This window comes from Sphaerisporangium sp. NPDC051011 (assembly GCF_040653595.1).
In the GTDB taxonomy this organism is placed as follows: Bacteria; Actinomycetota; Actinomycetes; order Streptosporangiales; family Streptosporangiaceae; genus Sphaerisporangium.
Genome location: NZ_JBFAGG010000001.1, coordinates 910,974 through 929,793 on the forward strand (window position 1 = coordinate 910,974; position 18,820 = coordinate 929,793).

The following is an 18,820-nucleotide window of genomic DNA, read 5'->3' on the forward strand; positions in this document are numbered from 1 at the left end:
CGGCGCATGGATCTCACGCAGGTGATGGTCCTGGCCGGGTTCGGCGCCTTTCACGGCCTGAACCCGGCCATGGGCTGGCTGTTCGCGGTGGCGCTCGGCCTCCAGGAGCGCTCGCGCCGCGCCGTGCTGAGGGCGCTGCCGCCCATCGTGCTCGGGCACGCGGGCTCGGTGCTGGTCACGCTGGCGCTGGTCGCCGCCGTACGGACCGCCGCGCCGCCGAAGCCGGTCTCCTACGCCGTGGCCGCGCTGGTGTGCGGGTTCGGCGTGTGGAAGCTGCTGCGCCGGCGCCATCCCCGCTGGGTCGGCATGCGCGTGACCGGATGGCAGCTCGCGGGGTGGTCCTTCCTGATGGCGTCCGCGCACGGCGCGGGGCTGATGCTGCTGCCGGTCACGCTGACGGGCCACGAGCAGGCCGCGCTCGCGCTGAGCCGGCAGACCCTGGCCTTCGCGGCCGTGCACACCCTGGCGACGCTGGCGGTCACGGCCACGCTCGCCGTGGTGGTGTACGAGAAGCTGGGCGTCTCGGTGCTGCGCCGCGCGTGGTTCAACCTCGACCTGGCCTGGGCGGTGGCGCTGATCGGCGCCGGCGTCTTCGCCGCCCTGACCTGACCGCCCCTGACCTGTCACGATGACCTCGCCGCCCTGCTCGGCCCGGGGCGACGGGCTCAGCCCTCCAGCGAGGCGACGAACCGGGACATGCCCGCGAGCCAGCGGTCGGTGTCGGCGTACTTGCGGCGGACGTACTCGGCGACCTCCGGGTGGGGCAGGATGTAGAAGCGCTCGGCGTCCAGGCCGTCGATCACCGCCTGGGCCACCTGCGCGGGGGTGAGGATCTCGCCGGAGGCGACCGCCCCGCGGTGAACGAGGGTGTCCTCCGCGCCCTCCCCGAGCAGGCCGGTGCGCACGCCCTGCGGGGCGAGCACGCTCACGCCGATGCCCTTGGCCCGGTAGTGGATCGCCACCCACTCGGCGAAGGCGATCGCGGCCGACTTCGTCACGGCGTACGGCGCGTCGCCGGGGCAGCTGATCAGCCCGGCGGCCGAACAGGTGTTGAGCAGGTAGCCGCCGCCCCGCTCGGCCATCCCCGGTACCACGGCCCGCGCGGCGTACACGTGGGCGAGGAGGTTGACGTCGATGGTCCTGGTCCAGTCCAGGTCGCCGGCGTCGAGGCCGTGGCCGGTGATGACGCCCGCGTTGGAGCAGAACAGGCCGACGGGCCCGAACGCCTCCTCGGCCGCGCGGACCAGCGCCTGTACCTCCGCCTCGACGGAGACGTCGGCGCGCACGGCGAGCGCGCGGTCGCCGATCTCGCCCGCCACGGCGGCGGTGCCCGCCTCGTCCAGGTCGACGACGACCAGCCCGGCGGCGCCCTCCTCGGCGAACCGCAGGGCCATGGCCCGGCCGATGCCCCCGGCGGCGCCGGTCACGACGACGACCCGGTCTCGTACCCGCATACGCGTTCTCCGTCTCGAACCGACCAGTCGGTATCCTCGGACGGTAGGCGTCCGCGGCTTCACCCGTCAAACATGCCGGGTGCGGGTCAGAACGTGTTCCTGCGGCAGTTCAGGAAGAGCTGCATCTCGAACGGGTCGGTGTCGGTGGCCGGCACGTACGCCAGGTCCATCTCCTCGCGGACGGAGAAGCCCGCCTCCTGGACGACGGCCCGCAGCGCGGCCCGGCCGTAGCCGGTCATGCGCATCGAGGTGCCGAGGACGCGGACCGGCGCGTCGTCCATGTCCATCTCGACCATGCCGAGGCCGAGCCAGCCTCCCGGCACGAGGAGCTCGTGCAGCCGCAGCAGGGACGCCATGATCTCCTCGCGGCGGAGCAGGGACAGCGAGAAGTACGCGGCCACCGCGTCGAACCGGCCGAGCGTCTCGTCCACTTCCATGACGTCCAGCAGGTGGAGCTCGGCATCCGGAACGTTCTTGGCGGCGATCGAGAGCATGACGGGCGAGATGTCGATGCCGGTGACCTCGCAGCCGGCCTCGATGAACTGCCGCGCCGTCGGAACGCCCGTGCCGCAGCCGACGTCGAGCACCCGCGCGCCCGGCCGGAGCTTGCGCAGGATCCACTCCGCCGACGCGATCTGACCGCCCTTGTAGGGAAACGCCTCGTCGTACCGATCACCGATCCGGTCGAACGCCTCGGCCTGCGCCGCCCGATGCGCCGGACGCGAGCGTCCCAGAGTCATTTCGTCCACCCAACGCCGAATGAATATCTGACTCCCCATTAAATAGGGGGATACCACTTGGAAAGTCAAGGCAGGTCAGGATTGCGAGTTAACAGTATAGGTGGAGATATAGCGATCTTGCACTATTCATCCAGAATTGTCCGCTTTTCAGGGTGGCCGCTACCCACCAAACGGGACAAGCGGTACAACTCAGGGCAACGTCGACCCTCGTCGGCGACCCCCCGATTTCCCCGCGCTTGACCACCTGATAACCTGCCGTCAAAAGCTGTTTGAACACGTTCAACCGGAGGTGGCATGGTCCCCCTGGTCAATGTGGTCATCATCGCGGGAATGCTGGTCGTGGTGCCCGCCGGGCTCCAGCTCATCGGCGCCCCGCGCGCGGTCCGCGCCGTCTGGCTGGCGGGGGCCGTGCCGGGCGCCGTCTCGCTCTGGCTCCCCCGCGGGACGGTCGCGGTCACGCTCGCCGTCCTGTACGCCCTGGCCACGGCCGCGCCCGCCCTCCACGCGGCCGCACGGCTCGCCCGGCGCCGGTCCCTCGCCCCGCGCGAGGTGGCCGTCCTGACCGCTCTCGTGACTCCGGCCGTCGCGGGCGTGTCCCTGGTCTGGGAGCGGGCGGGCCTCCCGCTGCTCGGGTTCAAGCCCGCCATCCTGGCCCTGACCGTGGCCCACTTCCACTACGCCGGGTTCGCCGCCGCCCTGGTGGCCGGCCTGGTGTGCCGGGCCACCGGCGACGGGGTCGCCGCCAGGGCCGCCGCGCTCGCCGTCCCGGGCGGCACCCTGCTTGTCCTGGCCGGTTACTTCGCCGGCGACTGGGCAGAGTTGGCGGGAGCGGTCGTGCTGACGGCGGGCATGTGGCTCGTCGGCCTGCTGACCTGGACGGACGTCCGGCGCCGGGCCCCCGACCCGCTGACCCGGGCTCTGCTCACCGTCTCCGCCGCGGTGCTCGCCGCGACGATGACGCTCGCGCTGAGCTGGGCCCTGGGCGAGGCCACCGGCCTCCCCCACCCGTCGGTGGAGTGGATGGCCGCCACCCACGGAGTGTGCAACGCCGCCGGGTTCGCCCTCTGCGGGCTGGCCGCCTGGCGCAGGCTGCGGCCCCGGCCGCTGTGACAAGAGCCGCTGTGACGAGAGCCGCTGTGACCAGACCCGCTACGAGACCCGCTACGAGACGAGGAGCGTCATGGACCCCGAGCGCTACCTGAACGCGGAACCCAACTACCCCGAGGTCGGGGCGACCCGCACGGGCGACCTGCCGCCGGGATACCACCACGTGCGGCACCACCACGCCCTGGGCGACGGCGCCGGGTTCACCCGCGCCGCCGACGCCCTGCTGACCTGGCGCATGCACGCCGCGCTCGGCCTGTCCCCCCGGGCCACCGCGCCGCGGGCCGCGCCGGGCGTGGTGGTCGTGAACCACCTCGGCGTCGGCCCGATCGGCCTGCGCGCCCCCTGCCGGGTGATCTGGGCCATCGACGAGGACCGCCGCGCCGGCTTCGGCTACGGCACGCTGCCCGGCCACCCGGAGAAGGGCGAGGAGGCGTTCCTGCTCGAAGTGGGCGACGACGGGGCGCTGACGCTGACGGTCACCGCCTTCGTCAGGCCCGGCCGCTGGTACACCCGCCTCGGGTGGCCGCTGACCGTCCTCGCCGTGGAGTTCTTCTGCGGGCGCTACGCCGCCGTCCTGCGCCGCTACGCCCGCTCGTCGCCGCGCGCGAAGAAGATGGAGGCGTAGTCGCTGACGGGGCGGTAGCCGAGGGCCTGGTAGATGGCGTTCGACGTCGGGTTGGCCAGGTCGGTGAACAGCAGCACCAACTGCCCCCCAGCCTCCTGCGCCGCGCGGGTGGCGGCGTGGGTGACCGCCGAGCCGTACCCGCGCCCGCGCAGCCCGGGCGGGGTGTACACCGGCCCGATGCGCGACATGCCGCTGATCGGCCGCGAGAACCCGGCCATCGCGACGGGCCGCCCGCCGTCCTCCCACAGCATGATCTCGCCCTGGCCGACGCGGTGTCTCATCTGCGGCAGCGGGTCGTCGCCGGAGCTGTGCGGCTCGGCCTCGGCGACGAAGGCGCGCATCCAGGCGGCGACCGGCTCGACGTCGGCCTCGCCCGCCGGGCGTGGGGCGCCGGTGGACGACGCCGGGCTCAGCGATTCGAGCCGGTACAGACGCTGCCGCTCGCGGGCGACCTCCGTCAGGCCGCTCAGCTCGGCGAACGCCTCGCTCTGCGCGCGGGGCCCGGACACGGCCGAGATCTCGCGCCCGCGCACGGCGTCGGCCAGCGCCGGAACCGAGTCGAGGGGGATGTCGGCGAGCAGCAGCGGGTAGGGCGGGGTGTGCAGGACGGCCCCGCGCACCTCGCCGCCGGCGGTCAGCCAGCCGAGCGTGGCGCCGTCGGTCCACAGCCCGGCGCGCATGCGGCCGAGGACGGTCAAAGGGACGGTGTTGCGCGCGGGATCGCCGCGCAGCCACTGCTCGACGCGCTCGGGAAGGCCGTCGACGTGCCCGGTGAAGCTCCACAGCATGCGGGACAGTGTGCCAAGATCCGCCCACGCGGGCGAACGGATTTCACGCGGGCGCTAGAACTCGTCGGCCCCGGTGACCTGGGTGATCGTGAAGACGTGCCGGGAGGCCGCGCAGATCGTCTCCAGGGCGTGGATCGGCGTGCCGGCGGTGTCGAAGCTCATCCGGACGATCTGGACGACCCACTCGCCCGGGGCGAGGTCCAGCGTCCCGGCCTCGTCCCCTGCGGGCGGACGGGCGACCAGTTCCTCCTCGGCGTGGCCGAAGCGGTGGCCGAGCGCCTCGATGCCGATCTGCAGGCTCGGCCGGACGAAGCCGGGCTCGCACAGCGGCGTGCCGCCGAAGACGTCCAGGCGGAAGAAGCTGGTGGCGACGCGCACGGGGACCTCGCCGGCGAGCAGCAGCTTGCGCCGGGCCAGCACGTCCGTGCCCGGCGCGACGCGCAGGGCGGCGGCGACGCGGTCGCCGGCGGGCTCGGGGCCGACGTACAGCATGCGGCGGCTCGCGCGGACGCCCTGCCGCTCGGCCTCGGCCATGAACAGGGACGCGGACGCGCGCACCGCGGGCTCGGTGGGCAGGGAACGGCGGACGAGCACGCGCGGGGCCCCGATCTGCTCCACCTGCCGCCCGTGCCTTCCCTGTAAACGGCGATACCGCCCTGGAGGGGGCGGTATCGGCTTTGTTCGCGAGGGTGGAGCTATGGGGATTCGAACCCCAGACCTCCTCCATGCCATGGAGGCGCGCTACCAGCTGCGCCATAGCCCCTTGCGATGCGCCTTTAGTCTATCGGAACCTGACCACCGCATGGGCCCGGACAAAGCCCGGCCTCCTCGCCGGGATGGCCTGCATCGGCCACGCCGCGAAAGAGCGCTTCCCGAACCGAGGGGGAGGTCGAGAATAGGGTGTCATGGACGGTAACCGGGGGTGCGCATAGTGTCACGTCAAACGCCGCATTTCACGCCGGATTCGGCGTCGCTGCAGGTCTCACCGGCCGGCACGCGGCTGACGCACGAGTTCGGGCAGGTCGGCGACATCCGCATGCACTGGGTCACCGCCGGGGAGGGCGAGCCGGTGGTGCTGCTGCACGGCTGGCCGCAGACCTGGTACGAGTGGCGGCACCTGATCCCCGTGCTGGCGGGCACCTATCGGGTCATCGCCCCGGACCTGCGCGGCTGGGGCGAGACCGAGCGGCCCGCGGGCGGGTTCGACGTCCCCACCGCCGCCGCGGACATCGGCGCGCTGCTGGACCTGCTCGGCGCCGGCCCCGCGTACGTCGTCGGGCACGACTGGGGGGCGCCGGTCGGCTACCACCTCGCCGCGTCCGGCCGTGACCGGGTGCGCGCCTTCGTGGCGCTGGAGGCGAGCATTCCCGGCGCCGGGGGCGAGAGCATGCTGAACTTCTCGCGCGCCTGGAACCCGCTGTGGTTCTTCCCGTTCCTGGCCACGCCGGGGCTGCCCGAGCGGCTCATCGGCGGGCGGGCGGAGGTGTTCTTCACCTGGATCCTGGAGCAGATGGCCCGGTCGACGCCGGGCGCGCTGACCGCCGAGGACATCGCGGTCTACGTCAGGGCCTACGGGGACGACGACGCCGTACGGGCGAGCTGCGCCTACTACGTCAACACGTGGGCGAGCGCCGAGCGGATCCGCGAGGCCGCGCGGACCCCGCTCACCATCCCGGTGCTGGCGGTCTCCGGCGAGCGATCCCTCGGCCGGAACATGACCGACTTCGTCCGGCGGCTCGCGCCGGATGCCGAGGGGGTCGTCCTGCCCGGGTGCGGCCACCTGATCCCCGAGGAGCGTCCCCGGGAGCTCGCCGAGCTGGTCACCGCGTTCCTGGCCAAGGCCGCCGGGTGAGCGGTCACGCCCGCCCACCCGGATCCGCCCATGACCGAGTGCTCGATGGTGCTCATCAGGCTCCCTCCCCAGCTGTGGCCTTGCTGTGGCTACGGAGACCTGCCCTGCCCCTCATCGCCGCGCCTAATCGGACCTTCGCCTCCGGAGGAGCCAGAAAAGGCCCACAAGCGGCAGTACCAGCGGGATGAATCCGTATCCGCTGCCGTAACCCGACCAAACGGTGGCGCGTGGGAAGGCGGCCGAGTCCGCCAGGCTCAGCGTGCCGACGACGAGCACCCCGGCCAGCTCGATCGCGCACGCCGCCAGCGCCGTCCGCCGGGCGCCGCGGGCGAGGGCGACCGTGAGCAGGATGTACACGGCGGCGGCGAACGCCGACAGCCCGTACGCCAGCGGGGCCTCGCCGAAGCGGGTGGCGATCTGCACGGCCGCGCGCGCCCCGGCGGCGAGCGCGAAGACGGCGTACACGGCGACCAGCAGGCGTCCCGGCCCGGTGTTGACGGGCGCGCCGGTCACGGGGTGGTCCCCTGCCAGATCTGCAGCAGCCGCCCGACCATGACCGGGATGGCGAAGCAGGCGACGGCGGCCACCGCCGGGCCCCAGCGGGTGCGCTCTCCGAGCGCCCAGAACGCCGCGACCGGCGGGATGACGATGGTGCCCGCCAGGTAGCCGATGAACGTCGCCGTCTCGGGCGGGCTCTGGCCGCCGATCACCTTGGCGACGCCGATGCCCGCCTGCGCGAGCAGCCCGAGCTCCAGCAGGGCGAGCCCGGCGAGCAGCACGACCCCCATCGCCCGGTTCCTGATGGCGACGATCACGCACGCCAGCGCCAGCAGCAGCGAGCCGATGATCAGCGCGGTGGCCAGGCCGCCGATCATGGAGCGGCCGGGAGGGTCGAGGCCGCGGGCGCGGGGATCTTCGGGAGCATGGCAGGTAGGTTATCGGCCGCCCGCCCCGGTCTCCCGCGCGAGGAGCCCCCTCCTCGACGCGTCGCCGGGAGGGGGCCGCCCGGGACTAGGAGCAGGACACCAGCACGATCGACACCACCGTGCACCGCACCGTGGCGGAGTCGTTGGCGCTCACCGGGTCCGCCGGGGCGGACGCCGTGCGGGTGGCGGTGAAGGTGTAGGGCACGCCGATGGTGAGCAGCCCCACGGGAACGGAGAACGTCTTGGTCACCGAGGCGCCCGGAGCCACCTCCCCCGTCGTGCAGGTGACGGCGCCCGAGCCGGTGGCGCAGTCGCCGGACGAGGCGCCGAAGCCGGGAGGCAGCGGCGTCGTGACGGTCGCGCCGCGCACCGCGCCCGGCCCGTTGCCGGTGACACGCAGCCTGAACTCGATCTTCGGGACGAGCAGCGCCAGCTTGGGAGTCGCGGTGAGGGCCACGGCGGCGTCCGCCTCGGAGACGATCGTGAGCACCGGACCGGGGACGATCTCCGTGGCGTAGTTCGACCCGCGCAGCTCGCCCTGGAGGGTCTGCGCGCCCGGGTCGGCGCCCTGGGCGGTCGCCAGTGTGAACGCGACGGTGGCCGAGGCACCGCCGGACAGGGCGCCGACGGGCGCCTGGAATCCGATCGGCGTGCCGCCGCCGTCCGTGACGGTGGTGCAGGCGCCGGCCGCCCCCGCGCACCCGGTGAGCGTGGTGTACGAGGGGAGCGCCGCGGGCGCGCTGTACACGCGGGCGGTGGCGTTGAGGACGGTGAAGGAGTGGATATTGGTGACCGTCACGGTGACCGTCACCGCGTCGCCCGCGTTGACCTGCGAGGACGATAACGACACCGCCACCTCGGGCGGGTCGGCGGATGCGGGGGCGGCCAGAACCGGGGACATGAGGGTCGCGACGGCCAGCGCCACGACGGCGAGGGAGTGCCGGAGGGATCTCATCGCAGCCTTTCGATCTGTGAGAACGAACCCTCCGACTATGGCCGCTCATATCCCGCATCAGTGTCATATCGCGGTTAATTGGTCACGATTGGTAGTGACCACATGTGGACACCATTCGCCGGTAACGGGGAGCGGCTCCAGTTCATCCGGCGCGGGGCCGCCGCCTGACCACCGCGCCGGCAGCAGCGTGTAGCCGGGGGGACCCTGCCGACTCCGGTGTGACTTGACGCACACCCCCGGTGTGACCCGGGTCACCCGGGCGATCGTTCCAGACTGTATGCTGTAGGCAGTTGACCAAAAACTTCAAGGCGGCCGCGCGGCTCGCGGCCCACACAAAATCCCCACTGGAGTTGAACAAATGCCGCGGTCGGATCTGGCGGGGAAGGCATCCACACCCAGGATCGCGCGTCCCGTACCGCTCCGCGAGAGCGTCTTCGAGGCGCTCCTCGAGCTGATCATCAACGGAAGCCTCCACCCCGGCCAGCACCTCGCCGAGAGCGAGCTGGCCGAGATGCTCGGCGTCTCGCGCCAGCCCATCCGCGAGGCGCTCCAACTGCTCAGCGGCGAAGGCTGGGTGGACCTGCACCCCGGGCACGGCGCCTTCGTGCACGCGCCCACCGCCGAGGAGGCCGACCAGCTCCTCGCCGTCCGTTCCCTCCTGGAGACCGAGGCCGCCACGCTCGCGGCCCGCAACCGCACCGACGAGGGCGTGGCCCAGCTGCGCGCCCTGTGCGCGCGCGGCCTGACCGCCATCGAGGCCGACGAGATCGACAACGCCGTCGCGATCAATTCCGAGCTGCACGCGACCGTCATGGAGCTGTCCGGCAACACCGTGCTCGCCGAACTGGCCGCCCAGGTCTCGCGCAGGGTGCGCTGGTACCACACCCCGGTGGCCCGCCAGCGCGGCCGCGCCTCCTGGGAGGAGCACACCGCCCTGATCGACGCCATCGCCGCCGGCGACGCCGACCGCGCCGGCGAGATCATGAAGGACCACACCGAGCAGACGCGTCGCCTCTACCTGAGCCAGCTCGGCGAGGAGGAGCCGCCGCAGCCCCTGCCGAACAACCGCCGCAGGAAGAGGCGGGCCCCCGCGCCTTTCGGCGGCTGAGGACCGGCCCGGGGCGGGGTTGTGACGTGGAAGTTACTCACCGACCGCTCCGGCGAAACAAACCGGGACGACTTTAAGGGGGAAGGTACACAGCCCCGGGGGTGGGGCACGTATGGCGGCGTGCCGGCCGCCGGGGAGAGGGAGCCTCCCCAGCCGGCAGGCGCGCCGCCGGTCCTTCATCCGAGTGCGGCCGCGAAGACGAGCAGGTCACATACGCGCCCGCAGAGCCCGTGGCCGGCGTCCTCACGCACGTCACCAGCGCCGCGGCGGGCGATCCGGGCCCGGACACGAAACTGCCCCGCCATCAGACGGGGCAGGTTTCGATTTTCTCAACTTACGTGGAGCTATGGGGATTCGAACCCCAGACCTCCTCCATGCCATGGAGGCGCGCTACCAACTGCGCTATAGCCCCTTGTCACCGCTCTGGGTGTTCCCGTCGCGGCGCTCGGAGAGCATATAGCGACACCCGGCCATTCACCTAATCGACACCTCACCCGGGCGCGGACGCCGGCCCCCGCACCGCCAGGAATAGCCGGCACCCGATCGCGCCTTGGCATAGGACATGACCGCCACATACGACCCGCGCGCGCTTCTCGCGGAAAGCAGGCTCGGCGTCCTCGCGACGATCAAGTCGGACGGCCGCCCGCAGCTCTCCCCCGTACTGCCCTTCTACGACCCGGAGGCCGATGTCATCTACGTCTCGATGGCCGAGGGACGAGCCAAGACGGCGAATCTGCGCCGGGATCCACGGGCCACGCTGGAGGTCACCAGCCCCGACGGCGGGGCGTGGGCCACCGCCGAGGGCGTCGCGACGCTCACCGGCCCGGGGACCGACCCCCACGGTCCCGAAGTCGAGGCGCTGGTGGACTACTACCGCCGCGCCGCCGGCGAGCACCCGGACTGGGACGAGTACCGGGCGGCCATGGTGTCCGACCGCAGGGTGCTCATGGCGATGACCGTCGACCACGTGTACGGCCAGAAGATCCGCTGAGCACCACGCCGACGATATCGCCAAGAATTCCGGGTGAGCGCTACGACCGGCCTTTCAATCTCAGCCGGACGATTTGTCCGCCAGGCAACTCGCGGGCTGCTTCCGCCTCGGACTCCAGCCAGCGCCGTATCGAATCGACGTGCCCGCCCTGGAGAGGGAACCGAGCCGTGAAGCGGTCGCCGATGCGGAAGATGGCGTTGACCGTCCCATGGGCGGCGATGCCCGTGATGGGCATGCTCCGCCACTCGGGGTACTGCTCATCCACCAGCGCGCGCACCGTCTCAAGTGACACCGTCAACTGATCGGCATGCATCTTCACGTCGCGATCGTTACGCGTCCACGCCATCCACCGCAATGCGTTTTCGGCTTCCCACCCCTCGCCGCCCTACGCCGCGATCCCGATCGAACGCATCACGCAATGTGTGTACGCGTCACCGATCGGGGCTCGGGTGAGCCTCGACAGCTCGCCCGGGACGTGGACGCCGTCCATGGTCGTGGGCTGACGATCGTGGAGGCGCTGGCTTCGCGGGCTGGGCCCGGCGCGGGGTGTGGCCGCGCCGGGTGGCATCTCGCGAGGTTTCAGGTGGCGGCGGGGGCGAACTCGGGTTTGTCGTCGCTGTTGACCGGCTCGGGCAGGGTGCCGGCGTTGTGCTCCAGGAGGCGCCAGCCGCGCCGCCCCTCCTGGACCACCGACCAGGAGCAGTTGGCAAGCCCGCCGAGGATGGGCCACAGCTCTTCGGGGAGGCCGAGCAGCCGCGCGACGCCGAGGCGGATCGCCGCTCCGTGGGAGGCGATCACCATCAGCCCGCCCTCCTCCAGGTGCGCGATCCAGCGCTTGGTGGCGGCCACGACGCGGTCGGCGACCTCGGTCACCGCCTCGCCGCCGGGGGCCTCCCATTCGGCGTACTGGACGGGCCATCCCGCAGCGATCTCGGCGCGGGTCAGGCCCTCCCACTCGCCGCCTCCGCGCTCGCGCAGGTCCTTGTCGACCTTGACGTCGAGCCCGACGAGCCCACCGAGCGCGGCGGCCGTGTCGTGGGCGCGGCGCAGGTGGGAGGAGACGATCAGGGACGGACGCAGCGATGCGAGCAACGACGCGGCACGCTCGGCCTGCGCGATGCCCGTCTCGTCCAGGGGTATGTCCGTGTGCCCCTGGAAGCGATGCTCGACGTTCCAGAGCGTCTGGCCGTGGCGCCAGAAGACGATGCGGCGGGCTCCGCCCCGCCCGTCACTCACCTGCCATCCCGCGAGCCCGCTGAGCTCGGACCCGCGTGACGGAGTCCGGGAGCGAGATGGCGGGGCAGTCCTTCCACAGGCGCTCCAGCGCGTAGAAGGTGCGGTCCTCCTCGTGCTGGACGTGGACCACGATGTCGAGGTAGTCCAGCAGCACCCAGCGGCCCTCGCGCTCGCCTTCCCGGCGGACGGGCTTGGCGTGGGCGTCGATCCGCAGGCGCTCCTCGATCTCGTCGACGATGGCGCGGACCTGACGGTCGTTGGAGGCGGAGCAGAGCAGGAAGACGTCGGTGATGACGAGCTGCTCGCTCACGTCGTAGGCGATGATGTCGTCGGCCAGCTTCTCGGCCGCGGCCTCGGCGGCCAGCGCCACCAGCTGGAGCGATCTTTCCGATGCGGTCACGATGTGGATTGTTCCTCCTGTGCGGCGTACTAAGGTCCCGCGCTTCCTATTATCAGGATGCCCGGTATAGTCCCCGCTTGTTGATGTACTGAACAATCCCGTCGGGAACCAGATACCAGATCGGCTCGCCCGCGGCCACACGCTGACGGCATTCCGAGGACGAGATCGCGAGCGCCGGTATCTCGATGAGGCTGACCTTTCCCTTCGGGAGCCCGGGGTCGTGGAGCACATGCCCCGGACGAGTACAGCCTACGAAATGGGCCATGGTGAAGAGCTCGTCGACATCACGCCAGCTCAAGATCTGCGCCAGCGCGTCGGCGCCCGTGATGAAGTACAACTCGGCGTCCGGGCCGTAGATCGCGGCGATCTCGCGCAGTGTGTCGATCGTGAACGTCGGCCCCGGACGATCGACGTCGACCCTGCTGACCGAGAACCGCGGGTTGGACGCGGTGGCGATGACCGTCATCAGGTAGCGGTCCTCCACGGCGGACACGGCCTGGTCCGCCTTCTGCCACGGCTGCCCGGTGGGGACGAACACCACCTCGTCGAGATCGAAGTGGTGGGCGACCTCGCTCGCGGCGACCAGGTGGCCGTGATGGATGGGGTCGAACGTCCCGCCCATGATGCCGAGTCGCCTGATGGGAGCCCCGTTTCTCATGCGAGGGACACTAACGCGCGGCGCGGCGCGCACCGGCGGCCACCCCCCTCCGCGAGCCCCGCGCCATCCCTATCGGATCTGAGGGGCATAAGCTCACCCGAACGCGGTTTGCATCGCCGCGCACGGGCAGTCCCCCGGACGTAGCATGCCGACCATGACCACCACCACCCCGGATCGCAACCGTGTACAGCTGCCCGGCATCAGCTCCCGGGCGTACGAACATCCAGCTGACCGGTCCGCTCTGGTCGCGATGCGCTCCCTGTCGGGCTTCGACTCCGTGCTCAAGCGCATGTCGGGCCTGTTCAGCGAGCGTCGCCTGCGGCTGATGTTCCTCGCGTCGTCCGTGCGGGCGAGCGAGACCCAGTTCCGCGCCCTGTACGACATGGGACGCGACAGCGCCTACCTGCTGGACCTCCACCGGATCCCGGAGATCTACGTCCAGCAGGACCCGCAGCCGAACGCCATGGCCATCGGCTTCGACGACCCGTTCATCGTCATCAACACCGGCCTGCTCGACCTCATGGACGAGGAGGAGCTGCGTTTCGTCGTCGGGCACGAGACCTCGCACATCCTGTCGGGGCACGCCGTGTACGGCACGATGCTGGCGATCCTCACCCGCCTCGCCACCCGCGTGGCGTGGATCCCGCTGGGCTACATCGGCCTGCGCATCATCGTCACCGCCCTCGAGGAATGGCACCGCAAGGCCGAGCTCTCCGCCGACCGTGGCGGTCTGCTCTGCGGCCAGGACCCCGAGGCGTCCATGCGCGCGCTGATGAAGCTCGCCGGCGGCTCGCGCCTGCACGAGATGAACATCGAGGCCTTCCTCGACCAGGCCCGCGAGTACGACACCGCCGGTGACGTGCGCGACGGCCTGCTCAAGGTCCTCAACCTGCTCGGCAGCACCCACCCGTTCGCGGTGATGCGCGTGGCCGAGTTGGACCGCTGGCGGCGGGGCGGCGAGTACGAGGCCATCCTGGCGGGCAACTACCCGCGCCGCGAGGACGACGCCAACGCCAGCGTCTCCGAGGAGGTCAAGGCCGCCGCGCGTTCCTACCGTGAGTCGTGGGCGCAGTCCCAGGACCCGTTCATCGGCGTGCTGCGCGATGTCGCCGAGGGCGCCGTCAACGCCGGTGAGCGTATCTTCAACAGGTTCGCCCGCAGGGACAACTGAGCGGGCCCGTGGTTCCCGGCCGGGCCCGGCGGCGCGCCCCTGAGCGGCGCCGCCGGTCCTGAGGTGCGGCCTGGCCGGGTACACAGGGCACGCGGGTCGACGGGGCACACGGGTTCGACCGGACGTACGGCTCAGCAGTACGGCTTGACAGGGCGTACGGCTTAACAGGGGTTCGGCTCAGCAGGGCGTGCGCGATCACAGGGCGTGCGGGATCACCCACGCCAGCACGCGGACGGCCGCCGCGCACAACGCGACGAACCCGCCGAGGACGGCCAACGCGCGCAGGCCCTCCCTGCGCAGGTCCGGCACGTGGCCGCCGATGCGCTCGACCTCCCGGCCGACGATTCCGCCGCAGACCACGCCGAACACCACCCCCGCCACCGTCATCGGGCCCGCCGATGTCCACCAGCCGTCGTCGATGTGCCCTCCGGCGGTCACCCAGAACGCCGAGGCGGCGATGGCGGAGGCGGGCAGGCCGGGCCAGACGGCCGCGGTGAGCGCCGCCCCGGCCAGGGCGACGGGGAACGTCACCAGGCGGACGGTGCCCCGGACCCGGGCCGACCTTTGCCTCCGGACCAGCCAGTGGCCTCCCCACCACGCGCGGGCGAGCACGCAGAACGACGTCGTGATCGCGAACGTCGCCAGGGGCCAGATCACCGAGGCCACGACGCAGGGGATGGCCACCATGGCGAGCACGACGAGCACGGCGCTGCCCGGCGGCGAGGAACCCGCCGACGGAGCGGACCTGGCAGCCTCGGCGCCGAGCACCGACCGGCGCACGCCTTTCTTCGCCTTCTCTTTGACGTTCTCCTTCACGTTCGCGGCGGTTCGCCGTGCTCTCTCCCCTGGTCCGGCCAGCGTGCCGGTCCCCTCGCCGCGACGCCCCGCCGGGGGGCGGGGAGGTCGGCGGCCCGGGATGGCGGGCTTCTTGCGCGCGCCGGACGGCGTGTCCGCGGCCCCGTCCTCGCGGGTGGGCGGGTCGTCCGCGCGGGCCCCCGCCGCCTCCTCAGAACGCGGACGGCCGGCCTCGGCACGCGTCCGCGCGGGACCGCCGGCGTCGGCTCGTGTCTTGCCCGGCGCGGCGTCGGCCCGCGTCTTGGACGGCGCGGCGTCGGCCCGCGTCTTGCCCGGGGCGGCGTCGGCCCGCGGCCGTCCGGCGACGGGGACGCCGGGCGTGGCGGGGGCCGTGGCGCGGGCCAGGCGGGACAGCCGGTCGGCGAGCAGCGCGGCGGTGGGCCGCTTGTCCGGCTCGCGGTGCAGCGCCGCCCGGACCAGCGGCAGCAGCGAGCCGGGCACCCCGGCGAGGTCGGCGCGCCCGTTTAGCACGGCGTACATCTGCGCCTCGACCGTGCCCCGGCCGAACGTCGGGCGCCCGGTGGCCGCGAACGCGACCGTGGCCGCCCACGAGTGGACGTCGGACGGCTCGCCGACGGACTCCTCGGCGAACACCTCCGGCGCGGAGTAGCCGGGCGTGCCGAGGAACGTGCCGGTCATCGTAAGGCGGGTCGCGTCCGATACCTGCGCGATGCCGAAGTCGATCAGCACGGGACCGTCCGGCCCGAGCACCACGTTGGCCGGTTTCACGTCGCGGTGGATGACCCCGGACGCGTGGATGATCGCGATCGCGGTGGCGAGTCCCCGGGCGAGGTCGACCAGCGGCGCGCCCGACAGGGGGCCGCCGCGCCGGACCGCGTCCAGGAGGGTCTCCCCCTCGATGTGCTCCATGACGAGGTAGGGACGGTCGCCGGACAGGTCGCAGTCCAGGACCCGGGCGACGTACGGGCTCGCGACCCGCCGCAGCGCCCGCACCTCGCGGTCGAGCCTTAATCGCGCATCGGGATCGTCTCCGATGGGGTCGCGAAGGATCTTGACGGCGACCTTCGCCCCGCGCTTGCCGACGGCGAGATAGACCTCGCCCATGCCACCGCGGCCGAGGCGCTCAACCATGGAGTACGGGCCGACTCTGCCGAGCCCGCCCAGGCGCCGTTGACCCATAGGGAACGCCACCATAGCGCCGATCCGCCCGCGAGCAACGGCGGCGCGCCGGGCGTCACGCCACGGGTTTTTTCCGGACATGTGCGGACACGTACCGCATCCCACCCGTACCGGCCTGCCCCGGGAGGGCTACCGGGGGCGGGGCGGCTCCTCGAAAAGGCTGTCCAGGCGGGCGCTGGGGCTCGCGGACAGGGACTTCCTGCCCCGGCGCCGCCAGTTCACGTGCCCGCGCCGCTCCAGCCACAGCATCAGCCGGTCCGCCGCCACGACGACCGCCACGGCGTACCCGACGGCGAAGAGGAGTCCCATGAGACCAGTCAAGCGCCCCGGGACGCCGGACACGTGGAGCGACGCGCCGACTACTTACCGCCACCCGCGATGACGGTGCCGGCGGACGTGCGCAGGTGGCCCTCGCCGGTGTAGACCCACTTGGTCGAGGTCAGCTCGGGAAGGCCCATCGGCCCGCGGGCGTGGAGCTTCTGCGTGGAGATGCCGATCTCGGCCCCGAACCCGAACTCGCCGCCGTCGGTGAACCGGGTGGAGGCGTTCACCGCCACCGCCGCCGAGTCCACCAGGGAGACGAACCTGCGGGCCGCCCCCTGGGATCGGGTGACGATCGCGTCGGTGTGCGCCGAGCCGTACCGCCGGATGTGGGCGACGGCGTCCTCCAACGAGTCCACGACGGCGGCCGCGATGTCCAGCGAGAGGTACTCGTCCCGGTAGTCCTGGTCGCCCGCGGGCACGACCTCGTCACCGTACGCCGCGACGCGCGCGTCCCCGTGCACGGTCACCCCCTCGGCGGCGAGCCGGGCCAGGGCGGCCGGGACGAACGCGTCGGCGACCGCGGCGTGCACCAGGAACGTCTCGGCCGCGTTGCACACCGACGGACGCTGGACCTTGGCGTTGACCAGGATCTCCAGGGCCAGGTCCAGATCGGCGTCGGCGTCGACGTAGACGTGGCAGTTGCCGACGCCCGTCTCGATCACCGGGACCGTGGACTCCTCGACCACCGCGTTGATCAGCGAGGCGCCGCCGCGCGGGATCAGGACGTCGACCAGCCCGCGGGCGCGCATGAGGTGCTTGACCGACTCGCGGGTGGTGCCGGGCACGAGCCGCACGGCGTCGGCGGGCACCTCGGTTCCCCGCAGCGCCTCCCGCATGACCTCGACCAGGACCGTGTTGGAGCGGTAGGCGCTGGAGGAGCCGCGCAGCAGCACCGCGTTGCCGCTCTTGAGGCACAGCGCGGCGGCGTCGACCGTGACGTTGGGGCGGCCCTCGTAGATGATGCCGACGACGCCGAGAGGCACGCGGATCTGGCGCAGCTCCAGCCCGTTCGGCAGGGTGCCGCCCCGGACGACCTCGCCGACCGGGTCGGGCAGGTCGGCCACCTCGCGGACCGCCGCGGCGATGGACGCGATCCGCTTCTCGTCCAGGCGCAGCCGGTCGATCATCGTCTCGGCGGTGCCGGACGCGCGCGCGGCCTCGATGTCGAGCGCGTTGGCCTCGACGATCTCCTTGGCCCGGGCCACGAGCGCGTCGGCGATCGCCCGCAGCGCGGCGTCCTTGGGAGCGCGCGGCAGCGGCGCCAGCCCGGCGGCGGCCTCCCTGGCGGCGTGGGCGACCCTGATGAAGTCTTCTGCCTCAGACATGCCTCGCGCTCCTGCTCTCGGTGATGGGATCGAGTATGACGATGTCGTCGCGGTGGATCAGCTCGCGTTCGTACTCCGGGCCGAGGCTCGCGGCCAGTTCGCGCGTGGACCGGCCCAGCAGGTCGGGGATCTCCACCGCGTCGAAGTTCACCAGGCCCCGGGCCACGGGCGTGCCGTGCGGGCTGTACAGGTCGACGGGGTCGCCTGCGGTGAACTCACCCTCCACCAGTGTCACCCCGGCCGGCAGCAGGGACTTGCGCCGGCTCACCACGGCCTCGACGGCCCCGGCGTCCAGGTGCAGGCGGCCCCGGCCGGTGGTGGCGTGGGCCAGCCAGAGCAGGCGCGTGCCGGGGTGGCGGCCGTCCGGCTGGAAGAACGTCCCGACGTCCCGTCCCGCCACGGCGTGGGCTGCGTGGGCGGCGGCGGTGAGGACCACCGGCACGCCCGCGCCGGTGGCGATGCGCGCGGCCTCCACCTTGGTGATCATGCCGCCGGTGCCGACCCGCCCGGAACGGCCGAGCTCGACGCCCTCCAGGTCCTCCGGCCCGCGCACCAGGGGGATGCGCCGGGCCCCCGGCTGGCGCGGGTCGCCGTCGTACAGGGCGTCCACGTCCGACAGCAGCACGAGCGCGTCGGCGTGGGTCAGATGGGCCACCAGGGCGGCCAGGCGGTCGTTGTCGCCGAAGCGGATCTCGTCGGTGGCGACCGTGTCGTTCTCGTTCACGACCGGGACGATGCCGAGCTCCAGCAGGCGCGCCAGTGTGCGCTGGGCGTTGCGGTGGTGGGAGCGGCGCATCATGTCGTCGGCGGTGAGCAGGACCTGGCCGACGCGCAGGCCGTAGCGGGCGAAGGACGAGGTGTACCGGGCGACGAGCACGCCCTGCCCGACCGAGGCGGCGGCCTGCTGGGTCGCCAGGTCGCGGGGACGGGCGCTCAGCCCGAGCGGGCCGAGGCCCGCGGCGATGGCGCCGGAGGAGACCAGGATGATCTGCGTGCCCGTGCGCGCCCGGGCGGCCAGCACGTCCACCAGGGCGTCAACCCGGTCGACGTTGATCGTGCCGTCGGGGGTCGTCAGCGAGGACGAGCCGATCTTGACGACCAGACGTGCCGCGGCGGCGACCCGCTCCCGACCCGCGTTGTCCACTTCACACCTTTCCTGCCACTG

Annotated in this window: 22 protein-coding genes and 2 tRNA genes; 7 read left to right on the plus strand and 17 right to left on the minus strand. The window is 72.4% G+C overall.

The features are described 5' to 3' along the window. Window positions 1-6: 6 nt before the first annotated feature. A complete protein-coding gene (locus AB0H21_RS03965; RefSeq protein ID WP_358511215.1) occupies window positions 7-609 on the plus strand; it encodes a hypothetical protein in 603 nt (200 codons plus the stop codon). A 56-nt stretch (window positions 610-665) separates the two neighbouring features. Here the strand turns inward: AB0H21_RS03965 and AB0H21_RS03970 are convergent, their stop codons facing one another. Together AB0H21_RS03970 and AB0H21_RS03975 are read right to left on the minus strand one after the other, a co-directional pair. Continuing rightward, window positions 666-1,454 carry an SDR family oxidoreductase gene (locus AB0H21_RS03970; protein ID WP_358511218.1) on the minus strand — a complete coding sequence of 263 codons (789 nt, stop codon included), beginning with the start codon at window positions 1,452-1,454 and terminating at the stop codon, window positions 666-668. Between the two features lie 86 nt (window positions 1,455-1,540). Further along, the gene (locus tag AB0H21_RS03975; protein ID WP_358511221.1) at window positions 1,541-2,194 is read right to left on the minus strand and encodes a methyltransferase domain-containing protein; all 654 of its coding nucleotides are present in this window, start codon (window positions 2,192-2,194) and stop codon (window positions 1,541-1,543) included. Window positions 2,195-2,488: 294 nt separating this feature from the next. Between AB0H21_RS03975 and AB0H21_RS03980 the strand changes: the two genes are divergently transcribed. Further along, window positions 2,489-3,304: a YndJ family protein gene (locus tag AB0H21_RS03980; RefSeq protein ID WP_358511223.1), complete on the plus strand. Its 816-nt coding sequence runs from the start codon at window positions 2,489-2,491 to the stop codon at window positions 3,302-3,304. A gap of 70 nt (window positions 3,305-3,374) precedes the next feature. Beyond that, window positions 3,375-3,926: a DUF1990 domain-containing protein gene (locus tag AB0H21_RS03985; protein ID WP_358511226.1), complete on the plus strand. Its 552-nt coding sequence runs from the start codon at window positions 3,375-3,377 to the stop codon at window positions 3,924-3,926. Here AB0H21_RS03985 and AB0H21_RS03990 read toward each other — a convergent pair. The 3 genes from AB0H21_RS03990 to AB0H21_RS04000 all read right to left on the minus strand — a co-directional run bounded on the left by AB0H21_RS03990 (window position 3,884) and on the right by AB0H21_RS04000 (window position 5,477). Further along, window positions 3,884-4,714, minus strand: coding sequence for a GNAT family N-acetyltransferase (locus tag AB0H21_RS03990; protein ID WP_358511229.1), 831 nt, complete (start codon window positions 4,712-4,714; stop codon window positions 3,884-3,886). The two genes, AB0H21_RS03985 and AB0H21_RS03990, sit on opposite strands and share 43 nt — an antisense overlap. Window positions 4,715-4,768: 54 nt before the next feature. Next, on the minus strand, window positions 4,769-5,332 hold the full coding sequence (locus tag AB0H21_RS03995) for a UTRA domain-containing protein (protein ID WP_358511232.1): 564 nt from the start codon (window positions 5,330-5,332) through the stop codon (window positions 4,769-4,771). A 72-nt stretch (window positions 5,333-5,404) separates the two neighbouring features. Then, window positions 5,405-5,477 (minus strand) — tRNA-Ala (locus tag AB0H21_RS04000). A gap of 168 nt (window positions 5,478-5,645) precedes the next feature. Between AB0H21_RS04000 and AB0H21_RS04005 the strand changes: the two genes are divergently transcribed. Beyond that, window positions 5,646-6,566, plus strand: a complete 921-nt coding sequence (locus tag AB0H21_RS04005) for an alpha/beta fold hydrolase (protein ID WP_358511235.1) — start codon at window positions 5,646-5,648, stop codon at window positions 6,564-6,566. 123 nt (window positions 6,567-6,689) lie between these two features. On the opposite strand, the gene AB0H21_RS04010 is transcribed toward AB0H21_RS04005, so the two are convergent. The 3 genes from AB0H21_RS04010 to AB0H21_RS04020 all read right to left on the minus strand — a co-directional run bounded on the left by AB0H21_RS04010 (window position 6,690) and on the right by AB0H21_RS04020 (window position 8,447). Beyond that, complete coding sequence (locus AB0H21_RS04010; protein WP_358511238.1) at window positions 6,690-7,079, minus strand: hypothetical protein; 390 nt, start codon at window positions 7,077-7,079, stop codon at window positions 6,690-6,692. Then, on the minus strand, window positions 7,076-7,441 hold the full coding sequence (locus AB0H21_RS04015; RefSeq protein WP_358511241.1) for a hypothetical protein: 366 nt from the start codon (window positions 7,439-7,441) through the stop codon (window positions 7,076-7,078). The genes AB0H21_RS04010 and AB0H21_RS04015 overlap by 4 nt, the downstream gene beginning before the upstream one ends. A gap of 136 nt (window positions 7,442-7,577) precedes the next feature. Continuing rightward, window positions 7,578-8,447 (minus strand): hypothetical protein, encoded by an 870-nt coding sequence (locus AB0H21_RS04020; RefSeq protein ID WP_358511244.1) that lies wholly within the window; start codon window positions 8,445-8,447, stop codon window positions 7,578-7,580. Between the two features lie 358 nt (window positions 8,448-8,805). Here AB0H21_RS04020 and AB0H21_RS04025 point away from each other — a divergent pair, with 358 nt between their 5' ends. Further along, window positions 8,806-9,555: a GntR family transcriptional regulator gene (locus AB0H21_RS04025; protein WP_358511247.1), complete on the plus strand. Its 750-nt coding sequence runs from the start codon at window positions 8,806-8,808 to the stop codon at window positions 9,553-9,555. A 339-nt stretch (window positions 9,556-9,894) separates the two neighbouring features. Here the strand turns inward: AB0H21_RS04025 and AB0H21_RS04030 are convergent. Beyond that, a tRNA-Ala gene (locus AB0H21_RS04030) sits at window positions 9,895-9,967 on the minus strand. 150 nt (window positions 9,968-10,117) lie between these two features. Here AB0H21_RS04030 and AB0H21_RS04035 point away from each other — a divergent pair. Beyond that, window positions 10,118-10,546: a PPOX class F420-dependent oxidoreductase gene (locus tag AB0H21_RS04035; protein ID WP_358511250.1), complete on the plus strand. Its 429-nt coding sequence runs from the start codon at window positions 10,118-10,120 to the stop codon at window positions 10,544-10,546. Window positions 10,547-10,586: 40 nt separating this feature from the next. On the opposite strand, the gene AB0H21_RS04040 is transcribed toward AB0H21_RS04035, so the two are convergent. The 4 genes from AB0H21_RS04040 to nadD form a co-directional block, all read right to left on the minus strand. After that, window positions 10,587-10,865, minus strand: a complete 279-nt coding sequence (locus AB0H21_RS04040; protein WP_358511253.1) for a hypothetical protein — start codon at window positions 10,863-10,865, stop codon at window positions 10,587-10,589. A 260-nt stretch (window positions 10,866-11,125) separates the two neighbouring features. Continuing rightward, the gene (locus AB0H21_RS04045) at window positions 11,126-11,782 is read right to left on the minus strand and encodes a histidine phosphatase family protein (RefSeq protein WP_358511256.1); all 657 of its coding nucleotides are present in this window, start codon (window positions 11,780-11,782) and stop codon (window positions 11,126-11,128) included. Next, the gene (gene rsfS, locus AB0H21_RS04050; RefSeq protein ID WP_358511259.1) at window positions 11,775-12,182 is read right to left on the minus strand and encodes a ribosome silencing factor; all 408 of its coding nucleotides are present in this window, start codon (window positions 12,180-12,182) and stop codon (window positions 11,775-11,777) included. The genes AB0H21_RS04045 and rsfS overlap by 8 nt, the downstream gene beginning before the upstream one ends. Window positions 12,183-12,234: 52 nt before the next feature. Next, window positions 12,235-12,840 carry a nicotinate-nucleotide adenylyltransferase gene (nadD, locus tag AB0H21_RS04055; protein ID WP_358511262.1) on the minus strand — a complete coding sequence of 202 codons (606 nt, stop codon included), beginning with the start codon at window positions 12,838-12,840 and terminating at the stop codon, window positions 12,235-12,237. A gap of 154 nt (window positions 12,841-12,994) precedes the next feature. On the opposite strand from nadD, the gene AB0H21_RS04060 reads away from it, so the two are divergent. Then, complete coding sequence (locus AB0H21_RS04060; RefSeq protein WP_358511265.1) at window positions 12,995-14,011, plus strand: M48 family metallopeptidase; 1,017 nt, start codon at window positions 12,995-12,997, stop codon at window positions 14,009-14,011. 195 nt (window positions 14,012-14,206) lie between these two features. Here the strand turns inward: AB0H21_RS04060 and AB0H21_RS04065 are convergent, their stop codons facing one another. The 4 genes from AB0H21_RS04065 to proB form a co-directional block, all read right to left on the minus strand. Continuing rightward, a complete protein-coding gene (locus tag AB0H21_RS04065; RefSeq protein WP_358511268.1) occupies window positions 14,207-16,006 on the minus strand; it encodes a protein kinase in 1,800 nt (599 codons plus the stop codon). Window positions 16,007-16,135: 129 nt separating this feature from the next. Further along, the gene (locus AB0H21_RS04070; protein ID WP_358511271.1) at window positions 16,136-16,315 is read right to left on the minus strand and encodes a hypothetical protein; all 180 of its coding nucleotides are present in this window, start codon (window positions 16,313-16,315) and stop codon (window positions 16,136-16,138) included. Between the two features lie 50 nt (window positions 16,316-16,365). Then, window positions 16,366-17,655 carry a glutamate-5-semialdehyde dehydrogenase gene (locus AB0H21_RS04075; RefSeq protein ID WP_358511274.1) on the minus strand — a complete coding sequence of 430 codons (1,290 nt, stop codon included), beginning with the start codon at window positions 17,653-17,655 and terminating at the stop codon, window positions 16,366-16,368. Continuing rightward, complete coding sequence (gene proB / locus AB0H21_RS04080; protein ID WP_358511277.1) at window positions 17,648-18,799, minus strand: glutamate 5-kinase; 1,152 nt, start codon at window positions 18,797-18,799, stop codon at window positions 17,648-17,650. The genes AB0H21_RS04075 and proB overlap by 8 nt, the downstream gene beginning before the upstream one ends. Between the last annotated feature and the right edge of the window lie 21 nt (window positions 18,800-18,820).

What these genes read in the sequence shown, in the direction of transcription:
- AB0H21_RS03985 (WP_358511226.1), top strand. Translation starts at nt 3,375, where the DNA reads ATGGACCCCGAGCGCTACCTGAACGCGGAACCCAACTACCCCGAGGTC.
- AB0H21_RS04025 (WP_358511247.1), top strand. Translation starts at nt 8,806, where the DNA reads ATGCCGCGGTCGGATCTGGCGGGGAAGGCATCCACACCCAGGATCGCG.
- AB0H21_RS03980 (WP_358511223.1), top strand. Translation starts at nt 2,489, where the DNA reads ATGGTCCCCCTGGTCAATGTGGTCATCATCGCGGGAATGCTGGTCGTG.
- AB0H21_RS03970 (WP_358511218.1), bottom strand. Translation starts at nt 1,454, where the DNA reads ATGCGGGTACGAGACCGGGTCGTCGTCGTGACCGGCGCCGCCGGGGGC.
- AB0H21_RS04065 (WP_358511268.1), bottom strand. Translation starts at nt 16,006, where the DNA reads ATGGGTCAACGGCGCCTGGGCGGGCTCGGCAGAGTCGGCCCGTACTCC.
- AB0H21_RS04015 (WP_358511241.1), bottom strand. Translation starts at nt 7,441, where the DNA reads ATGATCGGCGGCCTGGCCACCGCGCTGATCATCGGCTCGCTGCTGCTG.
- AB0H21_RS04020 (WP_358511244.1), bottom strand. Translation starts at nt 8,447, where the DNA reads ATGAGATCCCTCCGGCACTCCCTCGCCGTCGTGGCGCTGGCCGTCGCG.
- nadD (WP_358511262.1), bottom strand. Translation starts at nt 12,840, where the DNA reads ATGAGAAACGGGGCTCCCATCAGGCGACTCGGCATCATGGGCGGGACG.
- AB0H21_RS04070 (WP_358511271.1), bottom strand. Translation starts at nt 16,315, where the DNA reads ATGGGACTCCTCTTCGCCGTCGGGTACGCCGTGGCGGTCGTCGTGGCG.
- AB0H21_RS03975 (WP_358511221.1), bottom strand. Translation starts at nt 2,194, where the DNA reads ATGACTCTGGGACGCTCGCGTCCGGCGCATCGGGCGGCGCAGGCCGAG.
- AB0H21_RS03965 (WP_358511215.1), top strand. Translation starts at nt 7, where the DNA reads ATGGATCTCACGCAGGTGATGGTCCTGGCCGGGTTCGGCGCCTTTCAC.
- AB0H21_RS04075 (WP_358511274.1), bottom strand. Translation starts at nt 17,655, where the DNA reads ATGTCTGAGGCAGAAGACTTCATCAGGGTCGCCCACGCCGCCAGGGAG.
- AB0H21_RS04035 (WP_358511250.1), top strand. Translation starts at nt 10,118, where the DNA reads ATGACCGCCACATACGACCCGCGCGCGCTTCTCGCGGAAAGCAGGCTC.
- AB0H21_RS03990 (WP_358511229.1), bottom strand. Translation starts at nt 4,714, where the DNA reads ATGCTGTGGAGCTTCACCGGGCACGTCGACGGCCTTCCCGAGCGCGTC.
- AB0H21_RS04060 (WP_358511265.1), top strand. Translation starts at nt 12,995, where the DNA reads ATGACCACCACCACCCCGGATCGCAACCGTGTACAGCTGCCCGGCATC.